A 15,830-nucleotide genomic window follows, 5' to 3' on the forward strand; every position below is an offset into this window, starting at 1 on the left:
CTGTCATGACAACGTTTGTCTGACAGTTGCACCCTATCGGCAATTCACCCAGAAGATCAACGAGACAAAAGGAGTACGCAATGAGGCGAGATTTCTTGAAGACGGCCGCCGTGGCCAGCATGGGCATGGCGGGCAGCCAGGCGTTCGCACAGGCTGCCGCCGCCCCCGGCATCCGAGGCAATGCCAATGACGTCTATGTGATGAACGTCATGGTGTCTGGCGTGGAGTACTGGTTCCCGGTCTACGAAATGATGAAGCAAGCCGGGCGCACATTGGGCGTGCGCACGCGTTACACCGGCACGCCGGAATACGACGTGAATAAACAGCTCGCGTCGTTCGAACAAGAACTGGCGCGCAAGCCTGCCGGCATCTTGCTGCACCCGATGAACCCCGATCCGTTCATCGAGCCCATCAACCGTGCGGCGGCCATGGGCATCCCGGTGGTCACGTTCGCGGCCGACTCGCCCAACTCCAAACGTGTGTCCTTCGTCACGTCGGATAACGAACGCGAAGGTGCACAGGCGGCCGACGCCATCGCCGCCGCCATGGACGGCAAGGGCGACTACGGCGTGCTTGAAAACCCGGGGCAAGACAACCACGACCGCCGCATCAACGCCTTCATCAACCGCATGAAAACCAAGCACCCCGGCATGAAGCTGGTGGGCCGCGCGGCCAGCAACCAAGACCCGAACAAGGCCTACCAAGCCGTGTTGAGCATGGCGCAGGCCAACCCGAATCTCGGCGCGCTGTTCATGCCTGAAGCGAACTCGGCGCTGGGTGCCGCGCAAGCCAAGGTCGAGACCAAGAAGAACATCCGGGTCTTGTGCTGCGATGTCAATGCGAAGATCCTCGACATGATCAAGTCGGGCGACGTGTTTGGTGCGGTCAACCCGAACCAGGGCGTGCAGGGTTACATGGGCATGATGATGTTGTTCCTGGCGAAGAATTCCCAACTCATCGACCCGATGAACGACGCCAAGCGTAACGGCACCAACCCCATGGCCGTGCCCTTCCTGGACAACGGCCTGTCCATCGTCAGCAAGGCCAACGCCGACGACTTCTACTGGGACAAGTACCTCGCGCGCCGTGGCACCAAAGGCATCAACGAATGAGCGCAGACCAACCGCTGCTGGAGTTGCGGGGCATCGTGAAGCACTTCGGTGCCTCACGCGCGCTGGCCGGCGTGCACTTTTCGCTGCGCGCCGGCGAGATCCACGCCCTATGTGGTGAAAACGGCGCCGGCAAATCCACGTTGATGAAAATCATCGACGGCATCCACGCGCCGGACGCAGGCGAAGTGCGCCTGCACGGCAAACCGGTCGTCGTTGACGGCCCGGCGCATGCCATGCGCCTGGGCATCGGCCTGGTGCACCAGGAGATCGCGCTGTGTGCAGACGCCACCGTGGCCGAAAACCTGTTCATGCCCGAGATTGCCGCCGGCCGCCAGCGCTGGATGGACTTCGGCGCGCTCAACACCCGCGCCGCCGCTGCATTGAAGCGCCTGGGCCAGGAGATCGACCCAAGGCGCAGCGTGGGCTCGCTTAGCCTGTCGCAGCAGCAGTTGGTCGAGATCGCCAAAGCGCTCACGCTGGACTGCCGCGTGCTGATCCTCGACGAGCCGACCGCTGCGCTCACCGAGCTTGAATCGGCGGCCTTGTTCCGCGTGCTGCACGACCTGAAGGCCCAGGGCATGGGCATCATCTACATCAGCCACCGCATGGCCGAAATCTTTGCCCACGCCGACCGTGCCACCGTGCTGCGCGATGGGCGCGACCTGTTCACCGGCGCCATTGCCGACACCACGCCCGATACGCTGGTGCGCTGCATGGTGGGCCGCGACCTGGGGCAATACTATCCACCGAAGGCGGCCGCATCGACTACCTCCGCCACGCCTGCACCATCGGCCACCGAGGCCGTACTGCAAGTGGACGACCTGGCAGACGACGAGGGCCGCGTACAAGGCGTGTCTTTCACGCTGCGGCGCGGCGAGATCTTGGGCATCTCCGGCCTGATGGGCGCCGGGCGCACCGAACTCGCCGAGACGGTGTGCGGCCTGCGCCGTGCACGCCGTGGCGTGGTGAGTCTGCACGGCCAACCCCTGCGGTTGCGCCGCTACAGCGATGCGCTGCACTACGGCATCGCCTACCTCAGCGAAGACCGCAAAGCGGCCGGCATTTTTCTCGACCTGCCGATCGCGCAAAACATCGCCTCGATGGCGCTGCGCCGCGTGAGCTCGCGCTGGGGCTGGCTGCTGCGCTCGGCAGAACAGCAACTCGCCAAGGAACTGGGCCAGCGGCTGAACCTCAAGTCGGCCGGGGTCGACATCGAGGCCGACAGCCTCTCGGGCGGCAACCAGCAAAAAGTAGCCATCGCCAAACTGCTGGCCACCAACCCTGCGGTGCTGCTGATGGACGAACCCACACGCGGTGTCGACGTGGGTGCCAAATCCGAGATCCACCACATCTTGCGCGACCTGGCCAACCAGGGCGTAGGCGTGGTGGTGATCTCTTCCGAATTACCCGAAATCATTGGGCTGTGTGACCGCGCCCTGGTGATTCACGAAGGGCGCGTGGCCGGCGAGTTGTCGGGCAGCGCCATGACCGAGGAGGCGCTGATCCGCCTGGCCTCGGGGTTCTCAGCACAGGAGTTGTCATGATGTCCGATGTGAAGTCTTCCAGCCTGGCGGGCCGCGGTGTGCTGCAACTGCCCACCGCGCAACAGGCCTCTGCTGGCGCGCCCCCCACACAAAGTAGCGCAAGGCCCAGGCTCACCAACGTGCGCGAAGCCGGCCTGGTGCTGATCATCGCGGCCATGTGTGTGGCCATAAGTTTTGCGTCACCCTATTTCCTCACCTGGGACAACGTGCGCGCCATGCTGTTGTCGTTCTCGATCGAGGGCATTGTGGTGGTCGGCATGACGATCTTGCTGATCGTCGGCGGCATCGATCTCTCGGTCGGCTCGGTCGTGTGTTTTGCGATGGTTGTCACCGGCAAGCTGTTCCTGATGGGTGTGGACCCGTGGACCGCCAGCACCGTGGCAATAGCCGCCAGCGCGGCAGTGGGCGCCATGATCGGCGGCTGCGTCACGCGTATCGGGCTCAGCCACTTCATCGCGTCGCTGGCGTTCATGGTGATCGTGCGGGGCCTGTGTCTGGCGCTGACGCAGGGTACACCGCAGTCGCTATTCTCTCTGCCGGCCGAGTTCAAGTTCATTGGCCAAGGCAGCGTGTTCGGTATTCCGACGGTGATCCTGATCTTCGCGGTGATCGTGGTGGTGAGCGACATCGCCTTGCGCCGCGCGGCCTTGCTGCGCAAGGTGTTCTACACCGGCAGCAACGAGAAGGCGGCGCTGTACTCGGGCATCCGCACCAGTCACGTGAAATTCTGGGTCACGGTGTTGTGCTCGGCCCTGGCCGGTGTGGCGGGCGTGGTCTACACCGCGCGCTTCGGTGCGGCCACGCCGACCTTCGGCGTGGGCATGGAGCTGAATGTGATTGCGGCGGTGGTCATCGGCGGGGCTAGCCTCAAAGGCGGCTCGGGCACGGTGCTTGGCGCCATTCTGGGCCTGGCGCTGCTGTCGGTGGTGACCAGCTCGCTGATCCTGCTCGACGTCTCGCCGTATTGGCAGGACGTGATCAAGGGTTTGATCCTGCTGGTCGCCGTGACCATCGACCACCTCATGAACGTCAGAAAGGCAAAACAATGAAAGCAGTTACCTTGGGCACCTCTGGCATCACGTGTGAGGCCGTAGGCCTGGGCACCTGGGCCATGGGCGGCTGGATGTGGGGCGGACAGGACGACGCTGCGGCGATTGCGGCGATACACGCGTCGCTCGACGCCGGCGTCACGCTGATCGACACCGCGCCAGCGTACGGCCTGGGCCACGCCGAGAAGCTGGTGGGCACCGCGCTGCAGGGGCGTCGGCACGAGGCCGTGATCGCCACCAAGTGTGGCCTGGTGTGGAACACCTTCCACGGCACACACTTCTTCGACGAAGAAGGGCAGTCGGTACACCGCTACCTGGGGCGCGACTCCATCTTCCAGGAAGTGGAGAGCAGCCTGCAACGCCTGCGCACCGACTACATCGACCTCTACATCACACACTGGCAAGACGCGACCACGCCCGTGGAAGAAACCATGGCCGCCCTGCTCGACCTGAAGCGCCAGGGCAAGATCCGCGCGATCGGTGTGAGTAATGTCGATGCCGTCACCTTGCGCGCCTATTTGGCCCATGGCCCGGTGGACGCCATTCAAGAACGCTACAGCCTGCTCGACCGCGAGATCGAAGCCGACCTCGTGCCGCTGTGCCGGGCCCATGGCGTGGCGGTACTCGGCTACTCGTCACTGGCGCTGGGTTTACTCGCCGGGCCTATCGACCCGGCGCGCGTCTTCGCCGAAGGCGACCAGCGCGTCAACACCCCGCGCTTCAGCCCCGGCAACCGCGCGGCGCTGCAAGCCTTCTTCGATGAGCTGACCCCGCTGCGGGCTGCGCTGGGTTGCTCGTTTTCGCAGTTGATGATCGCCTGGACTTTTGAGCACGGTGCAATTGACGTGGCCCTGTGCGGCGCCCGCAATGCACGCCAGGCCATTGACAACGCCCAAGCCGGCAAGCTGACACTGACGCCAGCACAACGCGCCGCCATTGAGGCCGCGCACGCCAAACACCTGAGCGGCTTGGACTAACGCCCCTTCCATCACTGAGCACTAGGCGCTCCACAGCGGCCGCCTGGGGCAACTCGCGCCGCTTCGCCCTTAACCCCGAATGGCCCTCCTGAAAGGAACCCTTGACATGACCACTCTGAAGACCGCCCGGCTCAACCGTTTATTGACCCGTGGCCGCTGCCTCGACATCGCCGTAGACCACGGTGTCTGCAACGAACCCTCGTTTCTGGTCGGCCTGGAAAACATGCCGAAGGTGATGGACGAACTGGTGGCGGCAGCCCCCGATGCCATCCAGCTCAACTTCGGCCAGGCCGATTTGCTGCAGAACCGCCCGGAGCGGCACAAGCCGGCCCTGGTGCAGCGCATCGACATGGGCAACCCTTACAACGCCACGCGCCACCGCGTGATGTGGGCCATGCTGCAGAACGAACAAGACCCGGTGTTGCCGGCCGTGCAGATGGATGCGGCCTGCGCCGTCATCAACCTGTTCATGCTGCCCGATGAACCCGAGCTGTTTCGCCAGTGTGTGGCCAACATCGCACGTGTACGTGCCGACTGCGACCGCTACGGCATGCCCTTGATGATCGAGCCGCTGGTGATGGCGCCGCACTCGGAGCGCGGCGGCTACATGGTGGACGGTGACGCCGACAAGATCGTCACGCTGGTACGTCTGGCGCGCGAGATGGGGGCCGACATCGTCAAGGCCGACCCCACCACACAACCGCAAGACTTTCACCGCGTGGTGGAGGCCGCGCGTTGCCCGGTGCTGGTGCGCGGTGGCGGAAAAGAAGACCTGCGCCAAGTCTTCGCACGCTCGCGTGAACTGCTGGACCAGGGCGCCGTGGGCATGGTCTACGGCCGCAACGTGTACCAGCACGCCAGCCCGCAATCGGTGGTGCGCGCACTGATGGCCATGATCCACGACGGCGCCTCGGCCGACGCTGCATGGCAGTTGTACGCGGCTGGCGAACCCAAGCGCCACACGGCTTGAATCCCGACTATGGTCACCCCCCTGGCGGCGGCTCGCCATCAGCCAAATGGGCGCCAACCACCTCGGCCAACCAATCCATGACCACGCGCACCCGTTTCGACAGGTTGCGCCGGTTGGCATACAGCATATTCAGCGGCATGGGCGGCGCCAAGTGCGCCGGCAACACCTCCACCAGTTGCCCCGTTTTCAACAACCCGCGCACGGCGACCACCGGCACCTGAATCAAACCTAGTCCTGAAACACAGGCGGCGGTGTAAGCATCGGCGTTGTTCACCGTGACGGCGCCCGCCATCTGCAGGCTACGCGCCACGCCAGCTTCCACAAATTCAAATCCCGTGGGTTTGGCGCCCAGGGTGCTGGCGTAGTGCACGAGTTGATGGTTCGCCAGATCAGCCAAGGTCTGGGGTGTGCCGTGTGCTTGCAGGTACGCCGGGCTCGCCACGTTGACCAGATGCAACTGGCCCAGCGGGCGCGCCACCAGGCCCGCATCCAGCACCGGACCGGCGCGCACCACACAATCAAAGCCCTCGCGCACCAGGTCTACGCGACGCTCGGTACTGCTAACTTCCAGCTCCAGCAAGGGGTATTGCGCCAACAGCGCGGGCAACTTTGGCAGCACCGCGTGGCGTGCCATGCCGGTGCTCGTGTCAATGCGCACCCGGCCGCGCAGGTTTTGCGTGCCCTGCTGCTGGAACATGGTTTGCAGCTCGTCCATGTCGGCCAACAAGTCTTTGCAGCGCTCGTAAAACACCTGGCCGTCTTGTGTGGGCTGCACCTTGCGTGTGGTGCGGTGCAACAGGCGTGTGCCCAGCTCGGCCTCCAACTGCTGCACGGCAGTAGACACACTCGCTTTGGGTAAACCCAGCGCATCGGCGGCCTGGGTAAAGCTGGCCAGCTCGGCCACGCGGGTGAAGATGTGCATGCGGTCTAGAGTGCTCATTGTTCAATTATGCCGAACAACCAAATCACATATTCGATATTTATCTAAATTTAACCTCTCAATAGACTCGCTTCCATCCTCAACCGTCCTCAAGGAAGCGACCAATGAACACCACCTCCAACACCAACCCCACCATCTCCCTCATCACCGGCGGCAGCCGTGGCCTGGGCAAAAGCGCTGCGCTGCACATCGCCCGCAAGGGCGGCGACGTGATCGTCACCTACCGCAGCCAGGCCGCAGAAGCCCAGGCTGTGGTGGCCGAGATGGAAGCCCTGGGCCGCCGCGCCGTGGCCCTGCAATTGGATGTGGGCAACAGCAGCAGCTTTGCCGCCTTTGCTGACCAAGTGCAATCGGCCCTGGCGCAACACTGGCAGCGCGACAGCTTCGACCACTTGGTGAACAACGCCGGCGTGGGCCTGGGCGCCAGCCTGATGGAAACCACCGAAGCGCAGTTCGACGAGTTGATGAACATCCACTTCAAAGGCGTTTTCTTCCTCACGCAGAAGTTGCTGCCTCTGATGGCCAACGGCGGGCGCATCCTCAACATCTCCACCGGCCTGACCCGCTTTGCCATGCCTGGCTACGCCGCCTACGCGTCCATGAAGGGCGCGGTTGAGACCCTGACGCACTACATGGCCAAGGAACTCGGGCCACGTGGCATTGCGGTCAACGTGGTGGCGCCGGGCGCCATCGAGACCGACTTCCGCGACGGCGCCGTGCGCGACAACGCTCAGGTCAACGCCTTCATCGCCGGCCAAACCGCATTGGGCCGCGTCGGTCTGCCGGACGACATCGGCGGGCTGATCGCCAACCTGCTGTCGCCCGACAACGGCTGGGTCAACGCCCAACGTATTGAAGCCTCGGGCGGCATGTTCCTGTAAAGCCCATCTGCGAGGCGCCTGGGGTCGGGGCGCCTCGCATGCATCAATGTCAGCACTTGCGCACCATTTTGTTAACAATTTTCATAAACTTGCTAACCATTTAGGTGCCATCAAGGCCAACATCCTCCCCAAACAGGCCATTCAGCGCTAAAACTGCCAGGCATGCGTTTTGCGTAGCTCAAAGCCATGAGCAGCCTGACGCCACCTCTAAAACGCCTCTCTGCAGAGGGCGCCACACCCATGGTGTGGCCACAGACATCCGTTCGGGCTACGGGTATATCTGAATATTTTGCAAACAATGTCGCCATAAAAATAGCAACATTGTTAACAATTTGGCAATTTAAATGTTGCCAATTTTATTCAGACGTTGCCACCGAAGTGTGACCATGGCCCGCCCCGCCCCCTCGCCCACACCGCTGCCCCAGCACGCGGCACCTTCGGCCCCATCGGGTGCGGCCAGTGCAACCGCTTCACCGGATACGCACGCCGACACCCGCGAAGAAGCGCGTGTACAGCAACGGCTGGCCGATGCCATCTACGAACACCGCCTGCCCCCAGGCACCAAGCTGCCCGAAATCGACCTGTGCCGCCTCTTGGGCACCTCGCGCGGCACCTTGCGCAAGGTGCTCGACCGGCTGGCCAGCGAGCAGGTGGTCGAGCAAATACCCAACCGTGGCGCCTTCGTGGCCCGCCCTTCGGTCGAAGCCACGCGTGACGTCTACGCCCTGCGCCGCATTCTCGAAGCTGGCGTGGTGCGCACCTTGTCGAAACGCGCTTGCGGCCCGTGGATTGACGACGTGCGCCAGCAGGTGAGCGAAGAACGCGAAGCCAACCGCGTGGGCGACACCGGCCGCTACATCCGCCTGGCCGGCAAGTTCCACCTCGACCTGGCAGCCGCTACCGGCAACAGCGCGCTCAACCAACACCTGAAACGCGTGGTCGCCCAAACCTCGCTGATGACCGCGCTGTACGACGAGCCCGGCACCAACAACTGCTCGGTGCTGGAGCACCTGGAAATCCTCGACGCCATCCAGTCCGGCCAGCACCAAGAGGCTGAGCGCCTGATGGAAGAACACCTGAACCGCTGCGAACGCCAACTGCGTTTGGACGGCGAACCTAAACCGGTCGATTTGTCAGAAGCCTTGGGCTTCACCAGCGCCGCCGCGCCGAAACATGCGCCGACCTCACCCCCCATCCCTTCCCCCATCCGTTGAAAACCCCTAGGAGAGTGATCCTCATGAAGTCGCATTTCAAATTGCTGGGCACAGCACTCACTACGCTGAGCATGGCCCTGGCCATGAGCCTTGGCTCGGCCGGTGTGCAAGCCAAAACGTTCACCTGGTCGGCCTCGGCCGATGCCTTGTCGATGGACCCCTACTCCACCAACAACTCGTTCACCAACGCCTTCATGGCCAACATCTACGAAGGCCTGGTGCGCTTCAACGAGAAGGTCGAAATCGAGCCCGCCCTGGCCGAGTCGTGGACCAACGTCAGCCCCACCGTGTGGCGCTTCAAGTTGCGCCAAGGTGTGAAGTTTCACAACGGCGAAACCATGACCGCCGACGACGTGGTGTTCAGCTGGCAGCGCGTACAAACGCCGGGCTCCATCTCCAAGCTCAACCTGGCCGATGTGAAAGACGTGCGCAAGGTCGATGCCCACACCGTGGACGTCGAGACCAAGGCGCCCTTCCCGCTGCTGCTCAATGAAATGCTGAACCTGGGCATCATGAGCAAGTCGTGGAGCGAGGCCAACAACGCCAAAGAAGCCAGCGACCTGCAGCAGAAGAAAGAAAACTTCGCCAACCGCAACACCAACGGCACCGGCCCGTTCATGGTCAAGTCGCGCGAAGTCGATGTGAAGACCGTGCTGGTGGCCAACCCCACCTGGTGGGACAAGCCCAAGCACAACCTGACCGACGTGGTGTTCACGCCCATCCAGTCGGATGCCACCCGCACTTCGTCGCTGTTGTCTGGCGCGCTGGACGCCACCGTCAACGTGCCGCTGCAAGACGTGCAACGCATCAACAGCTCGGGCACTTTCACCGTGGTGCAAGGCCCCGAGTTGCGCACCATCTTCTTGGGCATGGACCAGTTCCGCGACGAGTTGTTGTACTCTGACGTGAAGGGCAAGAACCCGTTCAAAGACATCCGTGTTCGCAAGGCCGTCTACCAAGCGATTGACGTCGACGCCATCAAGCGTTCGGTGATGCGCGGTGTGTCGTGGCCCGCTGGCATGGTGCTGGCGCCACAGCTCAACGGTGCGCCGAAGAACAACGCCCGCATCTTGCCGTTCAGCGCTGATGCGTCGAAGAAGTTGCTGGCCGAGGCCGGCTACCCCGACGGCTTCACTGTCGGCATGCAGTGCCCGAACAACCGCTACGTGTACGACGAGCAAATCTGCCTGGCTATCATCTCCATGCTGGGTCGCGTGGGCATCAAGATCACACCGCAGATCGAACCTGTGGCCAAGTGGAACGTGCGCCTGAACACCATGGACGTGTCGCTCTACATGGTGGGCCACGCCGGTTTGCCGATGGCCGACTCCTACGCCCTGCTGTACGACGTGGCCGCCACACGCACCGCCAACGCCGGCGGCCTGAACGCCGGCCGTTACTCCAACCCCGCTTTCGATGCGGTGTTGCCAAAGATCGCGGCCGAGTTGGACATGGGCAAACGCAATGCGCTGCTGGCTGAAGCCGAAGGCATCTTGCGCAACGACGTGGGCTACATCCCACTGCACCAGCAGCCCATCACCTGGGCTTCGCGCAAGGGTGTGGAGCTGAAGCAAGCCCCCGACAACCAGTTGCGTCTCTGGCTGGTAACGGCTCCTTAAGCAAACGCGTCGTTGACTTCAAGCAGCGGGTACCCCCACCCGCTGCGGTCTCCTCAAAGCCCCACAACCCCAAAACGAGGGCAGCCCCATGCTCCGCTTTCTCTCAACCCGCCTGTGGAACGGCCTGCTGGTGATGATCGGCGTGTCGTTCATCTCCTTCCTGCTGTTCAGCTACATCGGCGACCCGGTCAACAACCTGCTGGGCGAAACCGCCACGCTGGCGCAAAAAGATGCGCTGCGGGCCTCGCTCGGCCTCGACCAGTCGTTGATCGTGCGCTTCTTCAAATACATCGGCCTTGCCGTGCGCGGCGAGTTCGGTATTTCGTACCGCAACCTGGAGCCCGTGGGCCAGTTGCTGATGTCGCGTGTACCCGCCACGCTGGAGCTGAGCCTGTGCGCGGCCGTGTTGGCCCTCGGCTTTGGTATCCCCATGGGCGTGTACGCCGGCATCAAGCGCAACTCCTGGCTGGCGCAGACCATGCAAGTGGTGTCGCTCATCGGTATCTCGGTGCCGTCGTTCCTCACCGGCATCATTTTGATTTTGGTCTTCTCGGTGGAGCTGAACTGGCTGCCCGCGTTTGGCCGTGGCGACGTGGTGCGCTTCGGCGCCTGGAGCACCGGCTTCTTGACCGTCAGCGGCTGGAAGTCGCTGGTCATGCCGGCCATCACCCTGGCGCTGTTCCAGCTCACCTTGTTCATGCGTTTGGTGCGCTCCGAAATGATGGAAGTGCTGCGCACCGACTACATCAAGTTTGCGCGAGCACGCGGCGTGATCGACCGCTCGATCCACTTCCACCACGCGCTGAAGAACACGCTGATCCCGGTGATCACCGTGGCCGGCCTGCAGCTCGGCTCGCTCATCGCGTTTTCCATCATCACCGAGACCGTGTTCCAGTGGCCCGGCATGGGCTTGCTGATCATCCAGGCCATCACCTTTGGCGACATTCCTGTGATCGCCGCCTACCTGATGCTGATTGCGTTGTTGTTTGTGATCATCAACGCCGTCGTTGACCTCTTGTACTTCCAAGTCGACCCACGCGTGAGGCTCGCATGACTGAAACCACTTTGACCTCGATTGCGGTAGAGGTCCCGCCCTCCGCCTGGCACCGTTTCCTCGACAGCGATTTCGTCTACAGCTTCAAGCGCTCGCCGATCGCCATCGTCTCATCGCTGGTGTTGCTACTGTTTGTGCTGGTAGCCTTGTTGGCGCCCTGGCTGGCGCCGCAAAATCCGTTTGATCCGGCCGAGCTGGATTTGTTGAACGCACGCATTCCGCCGGTGTGGATTGAAGGTGGACAGATGAAGTTTCCGCTCGGCACCGATGGCCAGGGACGCGACCTGTTATCGGTACTGATGTACGGCCTGCGCATCTCGCTGATGGTAAGCTTTTGCGCCACCTTGTTCTCGTTGGTGGTGGGTGTGACGCTGGGCCTGGTGAGCGGCTACGCCGGTGGCCGCATCGACAACCTCATCATGCGCCTGGCCGACATGCAACTGAGCTTCCCCACCATCCTGGTGGCGCTGCTGATCGACGGCCTCTCGCGTTCGCTGCTGCCGCGCTCGCTGCACGAGCAACTGGCGCTGTTTGTGGTGATCTTCGCCATCGGCATCTCCACCTGGGTGCAGTACGCGCGCACGGTGCGCGGCGCCACGCTGGTCGAGAAGTCGAAAGACTACGTGCACGCGGCCAAGCTCATCGGCATGGGGCCGTTGCGCATCTTGTTCCGCCACGTGTTGCCCAACGTGCTGGGGCCCGTGCTGGTGATTGCCACGCTGTCGCTGGGCCTGGGCATTCTGACCGAAGCCACGCTGAGCTTTCTGGGCCTGGGCGTGCCGCCCACATCGCCATCGCTGGGCACGCTGATCCGCGTGGGCAACGAGGTGTTGTTCTCGGGTGAATGGTGGGTCACGGTGATGCCTGGCGTTTGCCTGGTGCTGCTGGTGCTGGCCATCAACCTGCTGGGCGACTGGCTGCGCGACGTCTTCAATCCAAAACTGAAATGAGCACGACCATGTCAACACAAGCTGTTTTGACCGTTCAAGGTCTGCGCGTTGAAATCCCTACCCGCCGTGGCCTGCTGCTGGCGTTGGACGACGTGACCTTCTCCATCGCCCCCGGCGAGATCTTGGGTTTCGTAGGCGAATCCGGCGCCGGCAAGTCCCTCACCGGCATGGCCATTCTGGGCCTGCTCGACCCACCCGGCCGCGTGGCCAGCGGCGAGATTCGCTTAGGCGAGCGCCGCATCGACAATCTTTCGCAGCGCGACATGCGCAAGGTGCGCGGCAAAGAGATCGGCGCCGTCTTTCAAGACCCGCTGATGAGCCTGAACCCGCTGCTGCAGATCGGCGAGCAGTTGGTCGAAACCATCCGCACCCACTTGCCGGTGTCGCAAGAAGAAGCCGTGCAACGCGCGCTGGGCTTGATGCGCGCCGTGGGCATTCCGGCCCCCGAAACACGCTTCACCGCCTACCCGCACCAGTTCTCTGGCGGCATGCGCCAACGCATCGTGATAGCGCTGGCCTTGTGCGCCGAGCCGCGCCTGGTTGTGGCAGATGAACCCACCACCGCACTCGACGTGTCGATTCAAGCGCAGGTGCTGCAACTGCTGCGCCAACTGTGCCGCGACAAAGGCACGTCGATGCTGCTGGTCACGCACGACATGGGCGTCATCGCCGAAACTGCCGACCGCGTGGCCGTGATGTATGCCGGCCGCATCGTGGAAATCGGCCCGGTGGAAGACGTGATCCGCAACCCAGTGCACCCCTACACACGCGGCCTGATGGGCGCCATTCCCTCGCTCAAACGCGTGACCGGCCCGTTGGCGCAGATCGACGGCGCCATGCCGCGCCTCAACGCCCGCCCCATCGGCTGCGCCTTCAACCCACGCTGCCCCAGCGCCACCGACCAATGCCGCGAAGGCAGCCCGCGCTTGGCACATCTGGAAGGACACCCCAAACGCCAAGTGGCGTGCTGGCTCGCCCCCACCATTGCCAGCGCTCCGGCCGAGTTGGAGGCCGCATGAACGCTGTGCTGAAAGAACCCATGCACGAAACTCTCAACGCCAGCTCTGAGGCCCCCACCAGCCTCACCGCGAACGACATCACGCGGCACTTCCCCGTAGGCGGCGGCCTGCTGCGCGGCAAACTTGGCGCGGGCAAATCCGTCAAAGCGGTGGATGGCGTGAGCTTCAAGATCAAGCGCGGCGAAACCTTCAGCCTGGTGGGTGAATCAGGCTGCGGCAAGTCCACCCTGGCGCGCCTGGTGGCAGGGCTCGATGCCCCCAGCAGCGGCAACATCGCGTTTGCCGATGCGGGGCAGCGCGACCACCGCATCCAGATGATCTTTCAAGATCCCTACGCCTCGCTGAACCCGCGCTACCGCATTGGCACGGCCATCGCCGAGCCGATTCGTTTTCAAAAGCTGCTGCCAGAAGCGCAGGTCATGCCGCGGGTGCACGAGCTGCTGCGCCAGGTCGGCCTGGCCCCGGCCGATGCCTTGAAGTTTCCGCACGAGTTTTCGGGCGGCCAGCGCCAGCGTGTGTCGATTGCGCGCGCCCTGGCAGGCAACCCCAGCTTCCTGGTATGCGACGAGCCGACCTCGGCCCTCGACGTATCGGTGCAGGCGCAAATTTTGAACCTGCTGCGCCGCCTGCAAGAGCAACTGGGTTTGACCTGCCTGTTCATCAGCCACAACCTGGCGGTGATCAACTACGTCTCGCACGATGTGGGGGTGATGTACCTCGGCCGCTTGGCCGAAGTGGCGCCCACACGGGTGTTGTTTGAAGCACCCAAACACCCCTACACCCAACTGCTGCTGGCCGCGCTGCCGCAACTCGACACACGTGGCCGCGACAAGTCGCCCATCACCGGCGAGATCCCCAGCCCGCTCGACCCACCTTCGGGCTGCACCTTCCACCCCCGCTGCCCGCACGCCAACGACCGCTGCAAGGCCGAGAAGCCCGAACTCCAGGCCCAGCCCGATGGCTCGCAAGTGGCCTGCCACGCCGTACAAGAACGCCGCATTCCCGTGCTGTTCCACACCTCTTGAAAGTAGAGAATGTCTGAAGATAAAACCCAAATCCAGATGATTGACCTGTTGATCGAACACGGCACCGTCATCACCGTGGACGGCGCGCGCCGCGTCATCGAAGACGGCGCCGTGGCCGTGCTGGGCGACCGCATCGTGGCCGTGGGCACCACCGCCGAATTGCAGGCCCGCTACCGTGCCACCAAGACCCTCAACGCCTTTCGCAAGGCCGTGTTGCCTGGCTTGATCGACGGCCATGCCCACGCGGGCCACGGCCTGCTGAAGACCATGGGCGGCGGCGACTCTGGTGCTTGGATGGACGCCTGCCAAAGCATCTACACCGTGGGCTCAGATGAAGAATTCTGGTACGCCGAAGCCAAGCTCGCCGCATTGGAGCGCCTGAAGTGCGGCACCACCACCGGCGTGTGCCTGTTCGGCGGCGGCGACAGCATCATGCGCGTGGACGACCCTCGCTACGCCACACGCCACTGCGATGCCATCAGCGAGACCGGCACACGCTCGGTACTGGCCGTAGGCCCGTCACGCCCACCCGCGCCACGCACCTACGCCACGTGGGATGGCGACACACGCACCGACCGCGAAATCTCTTACGAGCAGATGTTTGACACCTGCGAAACCGTCATCGCCACGCAGCACGGCCGCGCCGATGGCCGGGTGAACATCTGCGTCACCCTGCCGGTCTACCACCCCGACCAGGAACCCGAGCAACGCCAGTACGAACGCCTGTTTTACGACCAGGCCAGCCAGTACATGGCCCTGGCGAAACGCCATGGCGTGGGCTTCACGCAAGACGGCCACCGCACCGGCAGCTTGAAGCTGGCCGAGGGCATGGGCCTGCTGGGCGACCGCTCATATATGTCGCACTCGATCGACCTCACACCTGACGACATCGCAGCCTGCGCCGCCACCGGCACCAGCATCATCCACAACCCCAGCGCCATCATGTCCATCCGGGGCCGCTGCCCCGTGCCCGAGTTGCTGGACGCGGGCGTGACCGTGGCCCTGGGCTCGGACGGCATCGCCCCGGATCGCAGCTACGACATGTTCCGCCACATGTTCCAGTGCATGCACTACCACCGCCGCCACTTCCGCGACGCGGGGGTGCTGCCGCACGGCAAGGTGCTGGAGATGGTGACCATCGACGCCGCGCGCGCCATTGGCCTGGGCGATGAGATCGGCTCGCTCGAAGTCGGCAAAAAGGCCGACATCATCCTGGTCGACCTGTTCAAGCCGCACATGATGCCGCTGAACATGCCGGTGTACCGCGTCACCAGCTTTGCGAACGGGGCAGACGTAACCACCACCATCGTCAACGGCAAGGTGTTGATGGAAGATGGCAAGGTCAACACCGTGGACGAAGCCGAGGTGATGGAACTGGCCCAAGTGGCCACCGACAAGATGATTGCGCGCACCGGCTTGCAGCACCTGCTGACGGCACCCGAGACCCTGTGGCGCGGCTCGCACTATTGAACCTAG

14 protein-coding genes are annotated in these 15,830 nt (G+C 63.5%); 13 read left to right on the plus strand and 1 reads right to left on the minus strand.

Going from position 1 to position 15,830, the window contains the following annotated elements; translation table 11 throughout:
* Positions 1 to 80 precede the first annotated feature (80 nt).
* From ACPWMG_RS18640 to ACPWMG_RS18660, 5 genes are all read left to right on the plus strand, one after another.
* Positions 81 to 1,112, plus strand: a complete 1,032-nt coding sequence (locus tag ACPWMG_RS18640) for a substrate-binding domain-containing protein (RefSeq protein ID WP_483300980.1) — start codon at positions 81 to 83, stop codon at positions 1,110 to 1,112.
* Positions 1,109 to 2,656: a sugar ABC transporter ATP-binding protein gene (locus ACPWMG_RS18645; protein ID WP_483300981.1), complete on the plus strand. Its 1,548-nt coding sequence runs from the start codon at positions 1,109 to 1,111 to the stop codon at positions 2,654 to 2,656. The genes ACPWMG_RS18640 and ACPWMG_RS18645 overlap by 4 nt, the downstream gene beginning before the upstream one ends.
* On the plus strand, positions 2,653 to 3,705 hold the full coding sequence (locus tag ACPWMG_RS18650; RefSeq protein ID WP_483300982.1) for an ABC transporter permease: 1,053 nt from the start codon (positions 2,653 to 2,655) through the stop codon (positions 3,703 to 3,705). The genes ACPWMG_RS18645 and ACPWMG_RS18650 overlap by 4 nt, the downstream gene beginning before the upstream one ends.
* Entirely contained in the window at positions 3,702 to 4,682 is a 981-nt protein-coding gene (locus ACPWMG_RS18655; protein ID WP_483300983.1) for an aldo/keto reductase, read from the plus strand. The genes ACPWMG_RS18650 and ACPWMG_RS18655 overlap by 4 nt, the downstream gene beginning before the upstream one ends.
* A 106-nt stretch (positions 4,683 to 4,788) precedes the next feature.
* Positions 4,789 to 5,652, plus strand: coding sequence for a class I fructose-bisphosphate aldolase (locus ACPWMG_RS18660; RefSeq protein ID WP_483300984.1), 864 nt, complete (start codon positions 4,789 to 4,791; stop codon positions 5,650 to 5,652).
* A gap of 13 nt (positions 5,653 to 5,665) precedes the next feature.
* On the opposite strand, the gene ACPWMG_RS18665 is transcribed toward ACPWMG_RS18660, so the two are convergent.
* Entirely contained in the window at positions 5,666 to 6,592 is a 927-nt protein-coding gene (locus ACPWMG_RS18665) for a LysR family transcriptional regulator (protein ID WP_483300985.1), read from the minus strand.
* A 104-nt stretch (positions 6,593 to 6,696) separates the two neighbouring features.
* Between ACPWMG_RS18665 and ACPWMG_RS18670 the strand changes: the two genes are divergently transcribed.
* The 8 genes from ACPWMG_RS18670 (at position 6,697) to ACPWMG_RS18705 (ending at position 15,824) form a co-directional block, all read left to right on the plus strand.
* Complete coding sequence (locus tag ACPWMG_RS18670; RefSeq protein WP_483300986.1) at positions 6,697 to 7,473, plus strand: SDR family NAD(P)-dependent oxidoreductase; 777 nt, start codon at positions 6,697 to 6,699, stop codon at positions 7,471 to 7,473.
* Positions 7,474 to 7,859: 386 nt separating this feature from the next.
* Positions 7,860 to 8,687, plus strand: coding sequence for a GntR family transcriptional regulator (locus ACPWMG_RS18675; protein WP_483300987.1), 828 nt, complete (start codon positions 7,860 to 7,862; stop codon positions 8,685 to 8,687).
* A gap of 23 nt (positions 8,688 to 8,710) precedes the next feature.
* A complete protein-coding gene (locus ACPWMG_RS18680) occupies positions 8,711 to 10,306 on the plus strand; it encodes an ABC transporter substrate-binding protein (RefSeq protein WP_483300988.1) in 1,596 nt (531 codons plus the stop codon).
* An 88-nt stretch (positions 10,307 to 10,394) separates the two neighbouring features.
* Positions 10,395 to 11,360 (plus strand): ABC transporter permease, encoded by a 966-nt coding sequence (locus tag ACPWMG_RS18685; RefSeq protein ID WP_483300989.1) that lies wholly within the window; start codon positions 10,395 to 10,397, stop codon positions 11,358 to 11,360.
* Positions 11,357 to 12,310 (plus strand): ABC transporter permease, encoded by a 954-nt coding sequence (locus ACPWMG_RS18690; protein WP_483300990.1) that lies wholly within the window; start codon positions 11,357 to 11,359, stop codon positions 12,308 to 12,310. Before ACPWMG_RS18685 ends, ACPWMG_RS18690 begins: the two co-directional genes overlap by 4 nt.
* Before the next feature lie 8 nt (positions 12,311 to 12,318).
* Positions 12,319 to 13,329, plus strand: a complete 1,011-nt coding sequence (locus ACPWMG_RS18695; protein ID WP_483300991.1) for an ABC transporter ATP-binding protein — start codon at positions 12,319 to 12,321, stop codon at positions 13,327 to 13,329.
* 20 nt (positions 13,330 to 13,349) lie between these two features.
* Positions 13,350 to 14,354: an ABC transporter ATP-binding protein gene (locus ACPWMG_RS18700; RefSeq protein ID WP_483305286.1), complete on the plus strand. Its 1,005-nt coding sequence runs from the start codon at positions 13,350 to 13,352 to the stop codon at positions 14,352 to 14,354.
* A gap of 9 nt (positions 14,355 to 14,363) precedes the next feature.
* A complete protein-coding gene (locus ACPWMG_RS18705; RefSeq protein ID WP_483300992.1) occupies positions 14,364 to 15,824 on the plus strand; it encodes an amidohydrolase family protein in 1,461 nt (486 codons plus the stop codon).
* Positions 15,825 to 15,830: the final 6 nt, after the last annotated feature.

This window comes from Hydrophilobacter chitinilyticus (assembly GCF_049860745.1).
Lineage (GTDB): Bacteria > Pseudomonadota > Gammaproteobacteria > Burkholderiales > Burkholderiaceae_C > Rhodoferax_B.

What these genes read in the sequence shown, in the direction of transcription:
- ACPWMG_RS18695 (WP_483300991.1), top strand. Translation starts at nt 12,319, where the DNA reads ATGTCAACACAAGCTGTTTTGACCGTTCAAGGTCTGCGCGTTGAAATC.
- ACPWMG_RS18640 (WP_483300980.1), top strand. Translation starts at nt 81, where the DNA reads ATGAGGCGAGATTTCTTGAAGACGGCCGCCGTGGCCAGCATGGGCATG.
- ACPWMG_RS18670 (WP_483300986.1), top strand. Translation starts at nt 6,697, where the DNA reads ATGAACACCACCTCCAACACCAACCCCACCATCTCCCTCATCACCGGC.
- ACPWMG_RS18700 (WP_483305286.1), top strand. Translation starts at nt 13,350, where the DNA reads ATGCACGAAACTCTCAACGCCAGCTCTGAGGCCCCCACCAGCCTCACC.
- ACPWMG_RS18690 (WP_483300990.1), top strand. Translation starts at nt 11,357, where the DNA reads ATGACTGAAACCACTTTGACCTCGATTGCGGTAGAGGTCCCGCCCTCC.
- ACPWMG_RS18675 (WP_483300987.1), top strand. Translation starts at nt 7,860, where the DNA reads ATGGCCCGCCCCGCCCCCTCGCCCACACCGCTGCCCCAGCACGCGGCA.
- ACPWMG_RS18655 (WP_483300983.1), top strand. Translation starts at nt 3,702, where the DNA reads ATGAAAGCAGTTACCTTGGGCACCTCTGGCATCACGTGTGAGGCCGTA.
- ACPWMG_RS18705 (WP_483300992.1), top strand. Translation starts at nt 14,364, where the DNA reads ATGTCTGAAGATAAAACCCAAATCCAGATGATTGACCTGTTGATCGAA.
- ACPWMG_RS18660 (WP_483300984.1), top strand. Translation starts at nt 4,789, where the DNA reads ATGACCACTCTGAAGACCGCCCGGCTCAACCGTTTATTGACCCGTGGC.
- ACPWMG_RS18680 (WP_483300988.1), top strand. Translation starts at nt 8,711, where the DNA reads ATGAAGTCGCATTTCAAATTGCTGGGCACAGCACTCACTACGCTGAGC.
- ACPWMG_RS18685 (WP_483300989.1), top strand. Translation starts at nt 10,395, where the DNA reads ATGCTCCGCTTTCTCTCAACCCGCCTGTGGAACGGCCTGCTGGTGATG.
- ACPWMG_RS18665 (WP_483300985.1), bottom strand. Translation starts at nt 6,592, where the DNA reads ATGAGCACTCTAGACCGCATGCACATCTTCACCCGCGTGGCCGAGCTG.
- ACPWMG_RS18645 (WP_483300981.1), top strand. Translation starts at nt 1,109, where the DNA reads ATGAGCGCAGACCAACCGCTGCTGGAGTTGCGGGGCATCGTGAAGCAC.
- ACPWMG_RS18650 (WP_483300982.1), top strand. Translation starts at nt 2,653, where the DNA reads ATGATGTCCGATGTGAAGTCTTCCAGCCTGGCGGGCCGCGGTGTGCTG.